The 15,627-nt window shown below is 53.0% G+C and carries 12 protein-coding genes; 7 read left to right on the top strand and 5 right to left on the bottom strand.

What is annotated here, in order from left to right:
• Positions 1-111: 111 nt before the first annotated feature.
• Together PSTEL_RS27465 and PSTEL_RS26770 are read right to left on the bottom strand one after the other, a co-directional pair.
• Positions 112-423 carry a hypothetical protein gene (locus PSTEL_RS27465; RefSeq protein WP_156995799.1) on the bottom strand — a complete coding sequence of 104 codons (312 nt, stop codon included), beginning with the start codon at positions 421-423 and terminating at the stop codon, positions 112-114.
• A gap of 453 nt (positions 424-876) precedes the next feature.
• A complete protein-coding gene (locus PSTEL_RS26770) occupies positions 877-1,659 on the bottom strand; it encodes a general stress protein (RefSeq protein WP_084064759.1) in 783 nt (260 codons plus the stop codon).
• A 344-nt stretch (positions 1,660-2,003) separates the two neighbouring features.
• Here PSTEL_RS26770 and PSTEL_RS05950 point away from each other — a divergent pair, with 344 nt between their 5' ends.
• The 3 genes from PSTEL_RS05950 to mgrA all read left to right on the top strand — a co-directional run bounded on the left by PSTEL_RS05950 (position 2,004) and on the right by mgrA (position 4,434).
• Positions 2,004-2,315, top strand: coding sequence for a (2Fe-2S) ferredoxin domain-containing protein (locus PSTEL_RS05950; protein ID WP_052098223.1), 312 nt, complete (start codon positions 2,004-2,006; stop codon positions 2,313-2,315).
• Positions 2,316-2,484: 169 nt separating this feature from the next.
• Positions 2,485-3,327: an AraC family transcriptional regulator gene (locus PSTEL_RS05945; protein WP_038694153.1), complete on the top strand. Its 843-nt coding sequence runs from the start codon at positions 2,485-2,487 to the stop codon at positions 3,325-3,327.
• Positions 3,328-3,444: 117 nt separating this feature from the next.
• The gene (gene mgrA, locus PSTEL_RS05940; RefSeq protein ID WP_038694151.1) at positions 3,445-4,434 is read left to right on the top strand and encodes an L-glyceraldehyde 3-phosphate reductase; all 990 of its coding nucleotides are present in this window, start codon (positions 3,445-3,447) and stop codon (positions 4,432-4,434) included.
• A 120-nt stretch (positions 4,435-4,554) separates the two neighbouring features.
• On the opposite strand, the gene PSTEL_RS05935 is transcribed toward mgrA, so the two are convergent.
• The gene (locus PSTEL_RS05935; protein ID WP_038694149.1) at positions 4,555-6,171 is read right to left on the bottom strand and encodes a response regulator transcription factor; all 1,617 of its coding nucleotides are present in this window, start codon (positions 6,169-6,171) and stop codon (positions 4,555-4,557) included.
• 16 nt (positions 6,172-6,187) lie between these two features.
• The gene (locus PSTEL_RS05930; RefSeq protein WP_038694147.1) at positions 6,188-8,020 is read right to left on the bottom strand and encodes a cache domain-containing sensor histidine kinase; all 1,833 of its coding nucleotides are present in this window, start codon (positions 8,018-8,020) and stop codon (positions 6,188-6,190) included.
• A 149-nt stretch (positions 8,021-8,169) separates the two neighbouring features.
• Here PSTEL_RS05930 and PSTEL_RS05925 point away from each other — a divergent pair, with 149 nt between their 5' ends.
• The 3 genes from PSTEL_RS05925 (at position 8,170) to PSTEL_RS05915 (ending at position 11,387) form a co-directional block, all read left to right on the top strand.
• On the top strand, positions 8,170-9,129 hold the full coding sequence (locus tag PSTEL_RS05925; RefSeq protein WP_084064756.1) for a carbohydrate ABC transporter permease: 960 nt from the start codon (positions 8,170-8,172) through the stop codon (positions 9,127-9,129).
• A complete protein-coding gene (locus tag PSTEL_RS05920) occupies positions 9,129-9,965 on the top strand; it encodes a carbohydrate ABC transporter permease (RefSeq protein WP_038694145.1) in 837 nt (278 codons plus the stop codon). The genes PSTEL_RS05925 and PSTEL_RS05920 overlap by 1 nt, the downstream gene beginning before the upstream one ends.
• 114 nt (positions 9,966-10,079) lie before the next feature.
• Complete coding sequence (locus PSTEL_RS05915; protein ID WP_038694143.1) at positions 10,080-11,387, top strand: ABC transporter substrate-binding protein; 1,308 nt, start codon at positions 10,080-10,082, stop codon at positions 11,385-11,387.
• Positions 11,388-11,529: 142 nt separating this feature from the next.
• Here PSTEL_RS05915 and msrA read toward each other — a convergent pair whose 3' ends face one another.
• Complete coding sequence (msrA, locus tag PSTEL_RS05910; protein WP_038694141.1) at positions 11,530-12,495, bottom strand: peptide-methionine (S)-S-oxide reductase MsrA; 966 nt, start codon at positions 12,493-12,495, stop codon at positions 11,530-11,532.
• Positions 12,496-12,767: 272 nt separating this feature from the next.
• Here msrA and PSTEL_RS26060 point away from each other — a divergent pair, with 272 nt between their 5' ends.
• On the top strand, positions 12,768-15,620 hold the full coding sequence (locus tag PSTEL_RS26060) for an S-layer homology domain-containing protein (protein ID WP_084064753.1): 2,853 nt from the start codon (positions 12,768-12,770) through the stop codon (positions 15,618-15,620).
• Positions 15,621-15,627: the final 7 nt, after the last annotated feature.

Raw genomic sequence — 15,627 nt, 5'->3', positions numbered from 1 at the left:
ATTTACAATCAAATTATAGAACAAATGTTCTTACTTGGCAATGTTTACTTGAAATAATAATATCTTCAATTAAGTATTGCTTATCGGTTAAACCCAGCCGGTTCGCAGGGGTTAATTTTTCTTTACTCCCCTCGCAGTTACAAGTGATGCAAATGGATGGGTGCTTTTGTTCGTTCCCCATTTCCGATAAGTCTTGCCATTCTCAATAACTTCATCATGAAATTTATGGTTTTCTAACTGTTTTATTAATTTTAGATACGCAATTCTGCTAACAGAACCATCAATGCCATTATTGATGCCCCATGCTGCTAGGTCTTTTCTACCCTCTTGATATTCCTTATAAGCATCTTGGCGACTTTTGGACTTATCAATGTGAGCAATGAAATGGTGGGCTTCTTCAAGTCTAATCTCTCTTGAAAACACTCTAGAAAACGAGTTATAGAGTGATGGGTCATCATCAGTGATAAATCAGCATACGTTTTCCGTTTTTCAAAATCAGTACGTGCAACATTGTACTACTCCATAGACTGCGTATCATCTGGGGTTGGTGGTTGTGGAGCAACTGGAAAACGATGTCCAATATTTTATGAACATGAAAAATACCATGTCAATTCATATGCCAATTTCTCCTCAAAAATCGATAAAACCATTGATATATAAAGAAAAATGACGCTCCAAACTGTTGTCAGTTTGTGCGTCATTTCGCATGTCAATTCGATGATTTGCACCTCAAAACGGAACCCGTTAGGTAAACTCCGGAGAGTGCTTTTTACAATAGAGCAGTTCCCTATCCGTCCAACAATCGCGTAAACTTGGCGTTCGCCCGTTTGCCCGTTCGCCCGGTATGGGCTCGTCTTCCGTCGCCCGCCTAACCGGCTACCTCTTGTCCCTCGCGACTCTCAGCTGCTCTTCCCGCAGACGCTTCATGCGTTCCTCCTCCGGCTCATCTGACACGGCATCCGGTGAATTATGCTTCGCCGCCGGGCTCGTCAAATTCAAATGCTCCGCTCCGCCCGCCGGATTGGAATTGGCCGTATCAAGCCCGGTGTCATTCCGGCCTTCCAGACCCGAGCCGTTCAAGACGGCATCCACAGAATCGGATACGGAACGGCCCGCCAGCTTATCCGGGTCCACATGGTCACCGTCTATCGTATCTTGGGCGCCGTAATAGTGGCTGTTCAGAGAGCCATGAGAGCGGAACGTATCGTAAACGTCCATTTCCCGAGTGGTATCGGCATCGACCATAACCAATATCCGGCCTTCGTCCACATAACGGTCGTACGTTTCCGCTTCGTCCTCCGGAATGCCGAGACCGATGAGGCCGCCAACCAGACCGCCCGTTCCGGCGCCTACCGCCGCTCCGGCCAGAGTTGCCGCAATCGGTCCGGCCGCAATAATCGGTCCGATTCCCGGAATGACCAGGGCGCCGATTCCTGCAAGCAATCCGGTAACACCGCCGAGCAGACCCCCCGTCGCCGCTCCTGAAGCCGCCCCTTCCACAGCTTTTGTGCCCGTTACATCATTGATGGCATTTATATCATCTTTGTTTCTTGCAATAACGGAGATATCCTCTGTCCGAAAACCACGACTCTTTAAATCGGTGATGGCTGAAGAAGCCTCCTGCTCGCTTGTAAAGACGCCTACAATTCTCTTGTTCATATCGATTACCTCCTGAGTATTCTATTTTCAAATGAACTCTCGCCTTGCCTATAGCTTACTTAACCAAATGAAATAGGTATAAACTGAGGGCTCGCCGGAAGGCGCGGGATTCCCGATTTATAATTTTCAAACCTGAAATCTTCAAAGATCTCATAAATAATTGTCACAAAATCCTCTCTTTGTAAGACTGACGTCAGATTAGATCACAGCAATCGTAAATTAATTTTCGATTTATTACATCTTTTGGAACACTCGTCTCATCCTCCTTACAAACGCCCTTAAAAGGAATATACTTCATGCTAAAGATGTGAATAAAAGCAACACCGAACAAGGGGAGGAAAACCATGAACATGCGGCTTAAGGTATTAAAAAAGCATCTGTTGTTCTGTTGCAGCGAGCACTGCAACAATCAGGATGTGGAAGATGTTATGCAGGCTTTTAAGGAAGAACTTGTCGAGCAGGGAATCAACAAGACCGTCAAGATCAACAAAACGAGCTGCCTCGGTCTTTGCGGCAACGGCCCGTTCCTGATCGTGTACCCGGACGGCGTTTGGTACTACAATCTGTCGACTGAAGATGTGCCGCGTATCGTTCAGGAGCACTTGGTGCATGGCAATCCGGTAGACGAACTGGTTATGCTGAAGATGGAAGCCTAAGGGTTCTTCCTGGATAGACGGCATTTATTTACCTTCCATATGTTTACAGACCGGCTTCTTTGATGGGGTGCCGGTTTTATTTTGCCCGGCAGACCGCCGGGCGTTCTTGTTCTATAATGAAAGAGACGGTTCGCCGTACACCTGACGGATCAGAAAGGAGCCTTCGGAAATGGCGGTCTTTCATTATAATACAGAGCAGCCTTACGGGGCTGATCCGGATCTGCATCTGCTGTTCTGGGGACGTGAGCAGTGCCAGCCCGGACATTCCTTCGGCCCCGGTCTCCGGGATTATTATAAAATTCATTTCATCCACAGCGGCACCGGCCGGATCGAAGCCGGAGGACAGATTCACAGCTTGATCCCGGGACAGGCCTTTCTTACCTACCCCGGGATCGTCAACGCTTATGCCGCAGATGAAGATAACCCTTGGGAGTACTCCTGGATCGCTTTCACCGGAGCCAAGGTAGATCATTTGCTGCGCCGGACCTCGCTCACACCGGAATGTCCGGTCTTCCCCATTCAAGGCAAGGCGATGGAGGGCTTGTACGAACAGCTGACGGAAATCGCGAAGGACGAAGGTGTTCTGGACCTCCGGCTGACGGCCGTTCTGTATCAATTTCTGGCCGATCTGCTGCGTGCCGTACCGGGCGAATCCGGCGTTCAGGCATACCGGGGGCTGCGGAATCAGCATGTGGAGAAAGCCCTGCATTTTCTTCAATCCCATTATTGCGAAGACATCAGCATGGAGCAGATCTCGGAGATGCTCCAGCTTGACCGCAAATATATGTCGGCGCTCTTCAAGCAGGCCGTCGGCATGCCGCCCAGCCAGTATCTGCTCGGCTTCCGCATGGCTAAAGCCTGCGAGCTGCTTACCCGGACCGACTGCACCATAGGGGAGATCGCCCGGTCCATCGGATACGCGGATGCCCTGCTGTTCTCGCGCATGTTCAAGAAATCTCATGGCTGCTCACCCAAGCAATACCGGGAACGGCATGCCAATCTGACATTATGACATAAATTCCTCCCTTGCTGACATTCGCCGTTCCTCTCTTTTCCACTACAATGGAAGCGTAAGCACCCGGCTGATCCGGGCTGCAATACAATTCATTTACGGGGTGATCAGACCGGTATGTATACGGCAAACACGGAACGATACGAGAACATGAAATATAACCGCTGCGGACGCAGCGGCCTGCAGCTGCCCGCGATTTCCCTCGGGCTGTGGCATAATTTCGGCGGCAACGATGTCTTTGAGAACGGCAGAGCGATGGTGCGCAGAGCGTTCGATCTGGGAATCACCCACTTCGACCTTGCCAATAACTACGGACCTCCTGCGGGATCGGCGGAAGAGACTTTCGGTTCGATCCTGAAGAAAGACTTCCAGCCTTACCGCGATGAGATGATCATCTCCAGCAAGGCCGGATATTATATGTGGCCAGGCCCTTACGGCGAGTGGGGCTCCCGCAAATACCTGGTGTCCAGCCTGGATCAGAGCCTGAAGCGGATGGGACTGGATTATGTCGATATTTTCTATCATCACCGTCCCGATCCGAATACGCCGCTTGAAGAGACAATGAGCGCGCTGGATCACCTCGTCCGCCAAGGTAAGGCGCTGTACGTCGGCATCTCCAATTACCGGCCGGAGGAGACGCGGAAGGCTGCCCGCATTCTCCGCGAACTCGGCACGCCTTGCCTCATTCACCAGCCGAATTATTCCATGATGTCCCGCTGGATCGAAGACGGGTTGCAGGATGTGCTGGACGAGGAAGGCATCGGAAGCATCGTCTTCTCGCCGCTGCAGCAGGGCATCCTGACCGACCGTTACCTGAACGGCATCACCTCCGATTCCCGGGCGGCCGGCGCGAGCGTCTTCCTGTCCGAGAAGCAGATTACGGATGACACAATCGGCAAGGTTCGCCGCCTGAATGAGATTGCGGAAGCGCGCGGCCAGAAGATGTCCCAGCTCGCGCTCTCCTGGGTGCTTCGCGGCGGCCGCGTCACTTCGGCGCTGATTGGCGCCAGCAAGGTGAGCCAGATCGAGGATGCGGTAGGCTCGCTCGCCGCGCCGGAACTCAGCGCGGAAGAGCTTCAGAAGATTGAAGAGATTCTGCGGGCATAGAAGGGCCCTGCGCTCAGCATAGTCCAAGCATGCTCGAAACAAGATGGCTCCATGTCCCGGAAGGTTAGTCCGGAGCATGGAGCCGTTTGTCGGTTCGATCCTGTTCGATGCATGAAGCCGCTACTGCTCCTCTTCCTCCCGCTTGCGGAATTCACGCGGCGTCTGCCCCGTCGCCTTCTTGAAGACCCGGCTGAAATATTTCTCATCCTCGTAGCCGACCAGCTCAGCGATTCTCGACATCCGTAAATCGGAATTCTGCAGCAATTCCTTCGCTTTCTCGATCCGCAAATAGGTCAAGTAATCGGAAAGATTCTCTCCTGTTACCTGCTTGAACTTCCGCGATACATTCTCCCGGCTGAGGAAGAACCGGTCCGCAATATGCTGAAGCGTAATATCCAGCTGGAAGTTACGGTCCAGGTACTCCCTGATCTCCAGCACAATCCGGCTGTCCGAGGCCCGGGACAAGCGGCTTTCCGTTACCAGGCCGAGAACGGCCTTCTTCAGACCTTCCTTCCAGTGAAGGAAGGAGAACTCGCCATGCTCGTCAAGCGGAGAACGGAACGCGGGCATGCTGTCAGCCGCGGCTTCCCCGCTGTCCGCCCACTCCTTCTTCCATTTGTCCAGCATATCCCTCAGACTGTCCTCCAAAGCGCGCAGACCGCTTAAGGTCAACACGCCCGACCTTGCTCCGAAATCGGCCCACTGCTCCAGACTGCGCTGTATCCGCTCCGGGTCCCCGGACATTAGAGACAGGCGCAGCTTCTCCAGCAGCTCTCCGGTTTCGGCTCCGGGCACCTCCGGCACGTCCACCGCCAGGGCTGCGGTATGAATGCGGCTCCCTGTTCGCAGCAGGTTGCGTTCCGTAAGGGCCGTCTTCGCCCCCGTAAATGCGTCCTTCAACCGGTCTGGAAAAGGAAGTACGGGGCTGAGGCCAATATCCAGCAAAATCCCATAGGCGGAGCATACCGATTCATTAATATCCATCAGCATCTTCTCCGCGTTCTCAAGACCGGACCAGAGCATAATGACCACATCGGCTCCGTCATGCCAGTACCGGAAGGCGAAGCCCTCCTGCTTCCGGCTTACAATTTCGTTGCAGACGTTGGCCAGCACGAAGGAGGTGAGCTGAACATCCCCTCTGAATTTCCGCAGCAGGAGCCCTCCCGAGGATTGCAGCGAGATGATGGCAATTCGGCAGCGTTCGGCTCCCCGGGGCAGCCCAAGCTCCTTCCGGAGCGCATTTTCCACATCGGGATAGGCTACGGTTCCGCTGATCAAATCCGAAAGCGTCTTGTCCCAGTACAGAGGACGGAGAACATTGAGCTGGATATTCTGGTGAAAAGAGCGCTCGCGCTCCTGCTTCTCCTCGTTCCATTTCTGGAAGGCCCGGTCCGCTGCGGCGACCAGCGCCTTACGGTTCACCGGCTTCAGCAGGTAATCGATGCCTCCGTATACGATAGCCGGCTTCACATAGCTGAAATCCTGGTAGCCGCTGATAACGATCGTCTTCGTATAGGGTGAGCAGCGGTGCAGCCATTCCAGCAGCTCCGCGCCGTCCATCAGCGGCATGCGCATGTCTGTGAACACGACCGCCGGCTCCTGCTCCAGCACAATCTCCATCGCTTCCTGCCCGTTCGTCGCTTCGTAAATACCGGTAACCCCGTATTGTTCCCACGGGACGAAATACCGGATGGCCTCGCGTACATGCTTCTCGTCGTCGACGATCAAGACTTTCATTTCAGGTTCACTCCTCTTATCGACCGCTTGATTCCGGCATGGGGATGATCAATATAACTTCGGCGCCTTCTTGCCCTCCCATCAGAAATAGCCGGGCATCCTCGCTGATCTGGAGCCGCAGCCGCGACAGCACATTTCGCAGTCCGATGCCTTCTTCGTCTCCAGGTTCATTTCGTTCCAGTCCTTTTCTCACTTCCTCCAGCCGCGATTCGGATATGCCTTGTCCATTGTCGCGAATGGTGATAGCCAGCTGGTTCTCATCGTCGAGTCCCGCCTTCAGCCAGATCATGCCATTCTTAATTCCACTCCGGAAGCCATGCTTGAAAATATTTTCGACGAGCGGCTGAAGAATCATTTTGGGAACCGGCAGTACCCGCACCCTGTCTTCAATATCGGTCTCCATCCTCAGGTTCTCTTCGCCGAAACGCTCCTGCTGCAGGATGAAATAATTTTCCACATGCTCGATTTCGTCCTGAAGCGTGACCTGGCCTTCGTTCGTCGTCATGGAGTACCGCATCATGCTGCCGAGAGAATAGATCAGATCGTAGATTTTCGGCGCGTTATAACGCAGTGACAAGGAAGCAATCGATTGCAGCGCATTATACAGAAAATGCGGATTAACCTGGGCTTGAAGCACCTTTAGCTGGTTGGTCTTATTCGCGATTTCCAGCCGGTACTCCTGCAGGATGAGATCGTTGATCGTCCGGGTCATCTCCGTTATTTTGCGCGTCAATAGCCCGAATTCATCCTCGCTTATCGAATCGACGGAAGCGTCCAGCTGCCCGATCTGAACCCTCTGGGTATAGGAGATCAGCTTCTTGATCGGCCGGGTGAAGCCAATGGAGATCAGAACGGCCGCAATCCCCGAAATGATGAGAAACAGCACACCGATTCCGGTGTTGATCCGGCTGATGGTCCTCGCGTCGCTGTACAGCGTTTCATAGGGCGTCAGCTTCACCACCGATCCCCTAAAGAGCGTGGAATCCACCTTCTTATACATAACGATTCCGTTAAAGTTCTTATCGCTCCAGGAGAAATTTCCGCTGTCCGACTTCAATTCCTTGACCCAGCCCGCCCCCACGGTCCGCCCGATCCATTCATTGCCCGCAGCACTGCCGGGAGCGTAGAGAATCTGGCCCTGCTCATTGATCACATAGAGCGTCTCGGTGCCGGGGCTGAACATCGACCGGGCAATCTCCTCGATATCGGCCAGCTTGAAATCGATGGACAGATCGGCCAGAACCTCGTCGCTCGGCGTTTTGTAGATCGGGACATGGGCGGTGAATACCGGCATCTGTCCGGGTTTGAAATTCGGAAATCCTGACCTCATGCCGAACTGCTGGTCCATATGCGTCACCTCGATAAAAGGACGGTTCGTGCCGTTCGGATTGGCGGGCGCTTTATAGGTGAGATTGGTCTCCCGCCGGAACTGTCCGTTCAGCAGCATGTTGGACTGGCTGTTGGCCCGGACGTACAGATGGATTTTGAATATATTCCGGTCCGACAGAAACAGATTGTACAGCTGCGTCAGCACCACATTCCGGTTGTCCGGCTGAATCGTCCCTTCCGGGACGCCGTTCGGATTCTTGGTGGTCAGTATGGAGGTGTAGAACGAGTTCTGGATATTGATTCCGCTGTAGATGCTGAGGCCCAGCTGGTTTATTTTTTGAAAATAACTGGACAGATTGGCCGCTCCGAGTGTCAGCAGCTTGCGGTTCTGGTTGAGCGCTTGCTCGGTGAACGACTGCTTCGTATACAAATAAGAAAAGATAACCGAGACGCCGGCCGGTATGACCGCAGCCAGCAGCACAAGGGCCATCAGCCGGGTTCGGATGCTGTGTTTGAACAATGAGGCTCCTCCTTATTTCATGGCAATCGACCGGGACAGCGCTGCAATAAAATCCACTTTTATGGTCATCATAATGAGTGTTGGCGATAAGCAAGGGTTACTATAATGAAGGTGTGAAGCAATGATACTACGTAAAAAGGAGAACCGCCATGAAAAAAGCGCTGGGTATTGCAAACGAATCCAAACTCGGCACCGGGATCAATCCGCCGGCAGTGCAGGCCATAAGAAAAAAGCGGGGCAGACGCAAGGGTTGGGGCCAGCAGATCGTATTTCTGGGTCCTTGTCTTCTTTTCTTTCTGACCATAGTGGTAACCCCTTTCATTCTGGGATTCTATTATTCCTCCACCGATTGGAACGGTCTCGACCTGGACAAAGCGGTGTGGACAGGCTCCGCGAACTGGAGCCGGATTCTCCATGACGATGGCTTCTGGAATTCGCTGTACTTCACGCTGCGGTTCACGGTTGTATCCGTTATTATCGCCAACGTGCTGGCCCTGATCCTTGCCTTCATGCTGATGGCTTCGCTCAAGACCAAGAATGTGCTGCGTACCGTCTTCTTCATGCCGAACGTAATCGGCGGCATCCTGCTCGGCTATATTTGGCAGTTTATTTTCACCAAGGGCTTCGCCACCATCGGCGAGCTCACCCACATCCCGTTCTTCAAGCTTCCTTGGCTGGGAACGCCGTCCACAGGCTTCTGGGGACTGGTCATCGTATTCGTCTGGCAGACCGCAGGCTACATGATGATTATCTATATCGCATCACTGGCCGGGATTCCGAAGGATCTGGTCGAGGCGGCCAAGATCGACGGTGCTCGTCCGGCGCAGCTATTCAGAAGCGTGTACGTTCCACTGATCATGCCGGCCATCACCATCTGCCTGTTCCTGACCATCTCGAATGCGTTCAAAATGTTCGATCTCAACCTGTCGCTGACCAAAGGTGGTCCAGGCACTTCGACGCAGTCGCTGGCCTATAACATCTACGCAGAAGCCCTGATCAACAACCGGTACGGACTCGGAACCGCCAAAGCACTGCTGTTCTTCGTTGCCGTATCGCTGATTACAATTACTCAGGTGCTGATTACGAAACGCAAGGAGGTATCAGCCTGATGCATGTCAGCCAGTACAAGTCCAAAACCTTTGCTCTGGAAATCGTCGCTATCCTGCTCGCGCTGCTGTTCCTGGCTCCCTTCTATCTGGTGCTGTCCAACTCGGTCAAGACACTGAAGGAGATTTTGCTCGACGCGGCCTCGTTCCCGCAGGTGTTCCACTTCAGCAATTATTCCGATGTCTGGAAAATGATCGACTTCCCGCAGGCCTTCTGGAATTCTTTTCAGATAACGGTGCTGAGCGTGCTCTTAATCGTCGTGTTCAGCTCCATGGCGGCCTATCAGATCGTCAGAAAGCCGACGAAGTTCAACTCTTTCGTCTTCCTGCTGCTCATATCGGCCATGATCATTCCCTTTCAGTCGCTCATGCTTCAGCTGGTGCGGGTTACCAGCATGCTGGAGCTGCGCGGCGAGCTCTACGGCATTGTAGCCTGCTATCTCGGCTTCGGGATGCCGCTGTCCGTCTTCCTCTTTCACGGCTTCATCAAGACTGTGCCCTATGAGCTGGAAGAAGCGGCTCGCGTTGACGGAACTGGCCCCTTCGGCGTCTTCTTCCGGATCGTCTTCCCGCTGCTGATGCCGATCATCGTGACCGTGGTTATTCTGAATACACTGTGGATCTGGAACGACTACCTGCTGCCCGTCCTTATTATCGGCGGCAACAAGGATTTAACAACGCTGCCGGTCGCGGTTACGAAATTCTTCGGCCAGTACACCAAGAAATGGGATCTGGCACTTGCAGGTCTGGTGATGGCGATTGTGCCGGTACTGCTGTTCTTCCTGAGCTTGCAGAAATACATTGTCGAGGGCGTTACGGCAGGTTCCGTAAAGGGTTAACAGGCAGCGACAACAATATCCACCTTTTCGGACAAAAAATTAAGTTTTGGTCCGGGCAACATTGCATTACGATATAAATGTAAACACTTACAAAACAAAGGGAGGCATTAATTTATGAAGAAAAGACGGTTCGCTTTCCTCCTCGCAATCGTTTGCATCCTTATTATTGCAGGTTGCGGAGGCGGGGGCAATAACAACTCCACCGCGAAAAGCACAGACAGCGGTACCTCCGGCTCAGCCGCACCGGCTGCATCCACAGCTCCCAAGAAAGATGTAACGATTAAAGTGTTCCAATTCAAAGTTGAAATCGCTGAACAGCTTAACGCCCTGGCTGAAGAATACGAGAAAGAGACTGGCGTCAAGGTGCAAGTCGAAACTCACGGCGGCGGCGAAGACTACGGCGCGCTGCTCAAAGCCGAGATCGCTTCGGGCTCAGAGCCTGAAATCTTCAACAACGGCGGCTTCGCGGCACTTGTTCCATACATGGATCGCGCAACCGATCTCTCGGATCAGCCTTGGGTGAGCAAGCTGATCGAATCCTCCAAGATCCCGACGACCGTTGACGGCAAACTCTATGGCATGCCGATGAACGTTGAAGGCTACGGCCTCATCTACAACAAGGATCTGTTCACCAAAGCCGGCATTACAGAAGAGCCTAAGACACTGGCGCAGCTGAAGGATGCTGTCGCGAAGCTGAAGGCCGCAGGCATCACGCCTTTTGAAGCGACAAATGAATGGTGGTCCATGGGTATTCACCTCGTGAACGTCGCTTTCGCCAACCAGCAGGACCCGGCGGCCTTCATCGAGGATGTGAAAGCCGGCAAGCAGACGATCAAAGGCAATGAAGTCTTCAAGCAATGGCTCGATCTTGTTGACGTAATCTTTGACAACGCACAAGACAACAAAGTAACGACTGATTACGCTACACAGGTTGCTGACTTCGCCGCCGGCAAAGCCGCGATGATGATGCAGGGCAACTGGACCCAGGGCGACATCGACAAGATTGACCCGAACCTCAACCTCGGCCTGCTGCCGATGCCGATTAACGATCAAGAAGGCCATATTTATGTAGGCGTACCGAATAACTGGGTTGTGAACAGCAAGTCGGCTCATCCGGAAGAAGCCAAGGCATTCCTGAACTGGATGGTATCCTCCGATGCAGGCAAGAAATATTTGGCGAAGGAGTTCAAGTTCATTCCGGCCGAATCCGACATCACAACTACAGCTGAAGACATCGGCCAGGTAGCCGTAGCGGTTCAGAGTCAGTCCTCCACCGCTCTGAGCTGGAACTGGGACCGTTTCCCGGATGGCGTAACTCAAGGCTTCGGCGCTGCCATGCAGGAATACCTGGGCGGACAAATCAACCGCGACCAGCTGCTGGATAAGCTCGACAAAGCCGTTCAGGATATCGTGAAGCAGTAATCGAAGAGTCTATAGTAATCGCATTAACAAGTAATAATATGGCGAGCCCCCTTGGCTGCAGCCGCCCAGATCTTCCTTCTGTGCAGCCGGCTATAGGGGGCTCTCTTTTAGATTATGCGGTATATCACACTTTGGCTTTAGGCTAGTCCTCTCCGAAAGAGGCGTACCGCTCTTCCTTGCTTCCGGCCAGATCCTCCTTCGGGATGAAGCGGAGAGCCGCGGAGTTCACACTGTAGTGAAGCTTCTCCGGCTCCGGGCCGTTGAACAACAGCCTGCCGAGATAAGCGCCGCTCAATCTGCTTCGCAGCAAGGTCACCGGCTTCCCCTCGCTTCGCCCCCCTTCTCTTGTAATGAATCCCTCTTCCAGCGGCTTCGAGAAAGCAGGCCAGCCTGACGGCGATGGGAACTGATCCTTCGAGCTGAACAGCGGCGTCCCGTCCACCACATCCACATAGATCCCCTCCCTCTTATTATCCCAGTACTCATTCTGATAGGGAGGCTCCTGCTCCATCAGTTGGGTAACCTTGTACTGCTGCTCGGTTAATCGAGAACGCAACAGCTGCCGCTCCCGCTCTCCGTTCCAATGCTTTCGGGCATAATCATTCCGTCCTGACCCTTGATAATACTGCTTATATTTGAAGGGATGCGTCTTGTAATAGGCCTGATGCTCATCTTCCGCCGGATAAAAGCGGCCTGCGGGCAAAATCTCCGTGACGATTTTCCCCTTAAACCTCCTGCTGGCCTGCTGCTCCCGTTTCGACGCCTCTGCAAGTTTCCTCTGCCCTTCATTGTGAACGAAAATCGCTGTTTTGTAAGATGAGCCTCTGTCCAGAAACTGCCCGCCCGCATCCGTCGGATCGATCTGCCGCCAATAGAGCTCCAGCAGACGCTCGTAAGGAAACACTTCAGGATCAAAGGTAATCTGAACCGCTTCATAATGGCCGGTCGTCTCGGTTCCGACGCTGTCATATGTAGGGTTCTCCGTATGTCCGCCCGTATAGCCCGAGACTATCGAAGCGATGCCTGGCAATTCGTCAAACGGCTTGACCATGCACCAGAAGCAGCCGCCCGCGAAAGTTGCCAGCTCCAGGCTGTGATGATTCTCCATTTCTACCCCTCCTGATTCATACTTCATATTTAACCGAAACTCTGATTGTCATCCCTATTTCGCTAATATGTAAATTCTGTGTAAAAAGACTCATTTTCAGATGAAATGATACGAAAATCCTATCAAATAGTTCATTAGTCTCATATAATTGCCGATATACAAGTAGATGTAACTCTACTAAGAAGGGAGGAAAAGAGGGTTCACTGTCACCTTTTTAAGACAGAAATCAAAAACTGGTGGGGTGTATACAATTGAGAAAAAGAAGTAGCGCAATGAAGAGGAGCATGATGCTGGTCTTGACCTTGTGCCTGGTTCTGGCCTCGTTCGGTCAGGCATTTGCCGCCGACACATCGAAGCCGGCCACAGGTGCAACTGATACGGCCGGGCATTGGGCAGCAGATGTACTGGAGCAGTGGAAGTCGCAAGGACTGATCTCCGGCTACCAGGATGGTTCGCTCAAGCCGGATAACCAGATTACCCGCGCAGAATTTACGGCTCTCGTTAACCATTCGTTCGGATTTAATGAAATCGCCTCCATCTCATTCAAGGATGTCAAGAACGGCGCCTGGTACTATAACGAAATTTCCAAAGCATCCGCTGCGGCCTACATAAAAGGATATAGCGACCAGACCTTCAAACCGAACAAATCCATTACCCGTGAAGAGCTGGCTGTCATCGTAGCATCTCTGCTGAAGCTGAACGCTTCGGCTTCGAATACGGGCTTCACGGATCTTGTCGCCAGCCATGCCTGGAGCAAGGATTCCATCACAGCTGTCGCTGAGGCCGGTCTCATGCAGGGATCTGGCGGCAAATTCAGACCGCAGCAGACCGCTACACGCGCCGAAGCTGTCGTTGTTCTCGACCGGGCGCTGAAGCTTCGCGCAAGCAGCCAGTCCGTCGTGTATGATAAGGCGGGCACGTACGGACCGGAGACCGGCACTGTTACCGTTAACGGCTCCGTGTATCTGAATGCTCCGGATATCACCCTTCGCAACACCGTCATCAACGGTAATCTGATTATCGGCGAGAATGTCGGCAAAGGTGATATCACGCTGAAGAACGTCACCGTTAAGGGTACAGCCGTCATTAACGGCGGCGGCAAGAACAGTATTCACGTTGACGATTCCGTTCTCGTAACTGTCATCGTGAACAAGAAAGACGGAAGCATCCGCATCGTTACCGAAGGATCCACCTCGGTACAGCAGATTACGCTTCAATCCGGCGCCCTTCTGCAGGAATCGGGCAGCGGCAGCGGCTTCGGCAATGTCAGCCTCTCCGATCTGATTCCGGTAGGCGCTCAAGTTGAATTGGCGGGGAATTTCAACACGGTAGATATCTTTGCAACATCTATCCACGTCAGCCTGACCTCCGGCTCCGTGCAGAATCTGCAGGTTGCCCCAACAGCCGGCAATACGATCATTGATCTGGCCGCCGGAACAAGCGTACAGACTCTGGTCCTGAACGCAATCGCTCATGTCATCGGCCAGGGCACCATCGGAACGGCATACGTCAATACATCGGGCTCAACGATCGCCCAGACGCCTGGTCAAGTCATTACGGCTCCGAATGTAACCGTATCGGTTGGCGTTCCAGTCGGCGGCTCCGGCGGTTCGGTCACCGATACCGTCTACGGCTTTGAAGGCACCATCACCGATGTGGACAACAAACCTGTTGCGGATATGACAATCAACTTCCGCAGAGGCCTCGGAACCACTACAGGCGAAATCGCCGCAACCGTGGTTACGGATGTGTACGGTCATTACTTTGCCAATCTTGCACCCGGCATCTACACCGGCGAACTGGTTAAAGACGGCTTCATTACAACATATGTAGTCGGCGTATCCTTAAGCGACTACAAGAACTTCGGACAGGATGCCACGGCAATCCGCATTCCGAAAGCCGATGAAATCCGGATCGTGCTGACCTGGAACGAAAACCCTAATGACGAGGACTCCCACTTGTTCGGACCTACTCCGGACGGACGGACGTTCCATACCTGGTACGCCGACAAGAAATACAGCTATCAGGGCGAGCTCTACGCCGATCTGGACCATGATGACGTGGATTCCTACGGCCCAGAGACCACTACGATCCGCAAGCAGCTTGACGGCACCTATCAGTTCTACGTCCATAACTTTAGCGGCAACGGACCGAATAGCGCCTATACCCTTACGGCTTCCGGTGCAAAGGTAGAAGTCTACAGCGGTGCGAGCGTAACACCGGTCAAGACCTACAACATCCCGGCCGGAAGCAGTCCAGAACTGAACTGGCATGTATTTGATCTGACGATCTCGGCCGGCAACCTGTCCTTCAATGACACCAACACATTGGTTAACTCGCTGCCTGTCGTTACCAATCCAGGTGGAATAGAACCTATTGATCCAAGTGCCGTTCATGTGGAGAACAACTCCGATGCAACTGACGTCGTTAAGGTTAGCGGTCTTGCTCCTGGTGAGCAAGTTGTTCTGAGCACAGGGAATGCCAACGGGTTAATTTCCGCTCCTGCAACCGCAGAGTCCGACACGGTAACGTTCACGAATCTGAATCTCAAGAGCGAAGGCGGTACTCTCAGTCTTTACCGGAAGGATGCCTTCGGTCAAAGCAGCGTATCCACTAATGTCGATTACATCAGCGAAGCGGCTTACAATGAGCTGGTGACTGTCGCCAATACGGTCTACACTGACTTTACGGTGCCGGTAACCCAAGCCGTCTACCAGAACGTCTATCTGAACAGTCCTGGAGTACAGGTTCCGGCAGATATTACGCTTAACGTTCTGGGCATTCAGCCGGTCGGAACGGTAAGCTCCGATGTGTATCTGGATTACACAGACGGTGCTGTGAAGCTCCAGCATTTCAATGGTACAAGCAGTCCTGTGCAGTACAAGGTTTCGCTTGAGCTGAAACGCGGCTCTTCCATTGTAACCAAGTACATTATCCTGACCGTTCCGGATGTACGCACAGCACTTCAAGGCAGCATTGCCGTGGCTGGCACCATTGACAACACTGTGGTCGCAGCCAGCGCTGCGGATGCGCAAGCCGTGTTTATCGATCCGCAGTCTACAACCGAGGATTATATCAATGCCCTCTATCTGCTGAACGAAGCCATTTGGGATGCTACTCACTAATAGCGAT

It is taken from the genome of Paenibacillus stellifer (assembly GCF_000758685.1).
GTDB classification, from domain to species: Bacteria; Bacillota; Bacilli; order Paenibacillales; family Paenibacillaceae; genus Paenibacillus_AQ; species Paenibacillus_AQ stellifer.
Note: the sequence above shows the minus strand (reverse complement) of the source record. Positions and strands in the feature narration are given on the sequence as shown.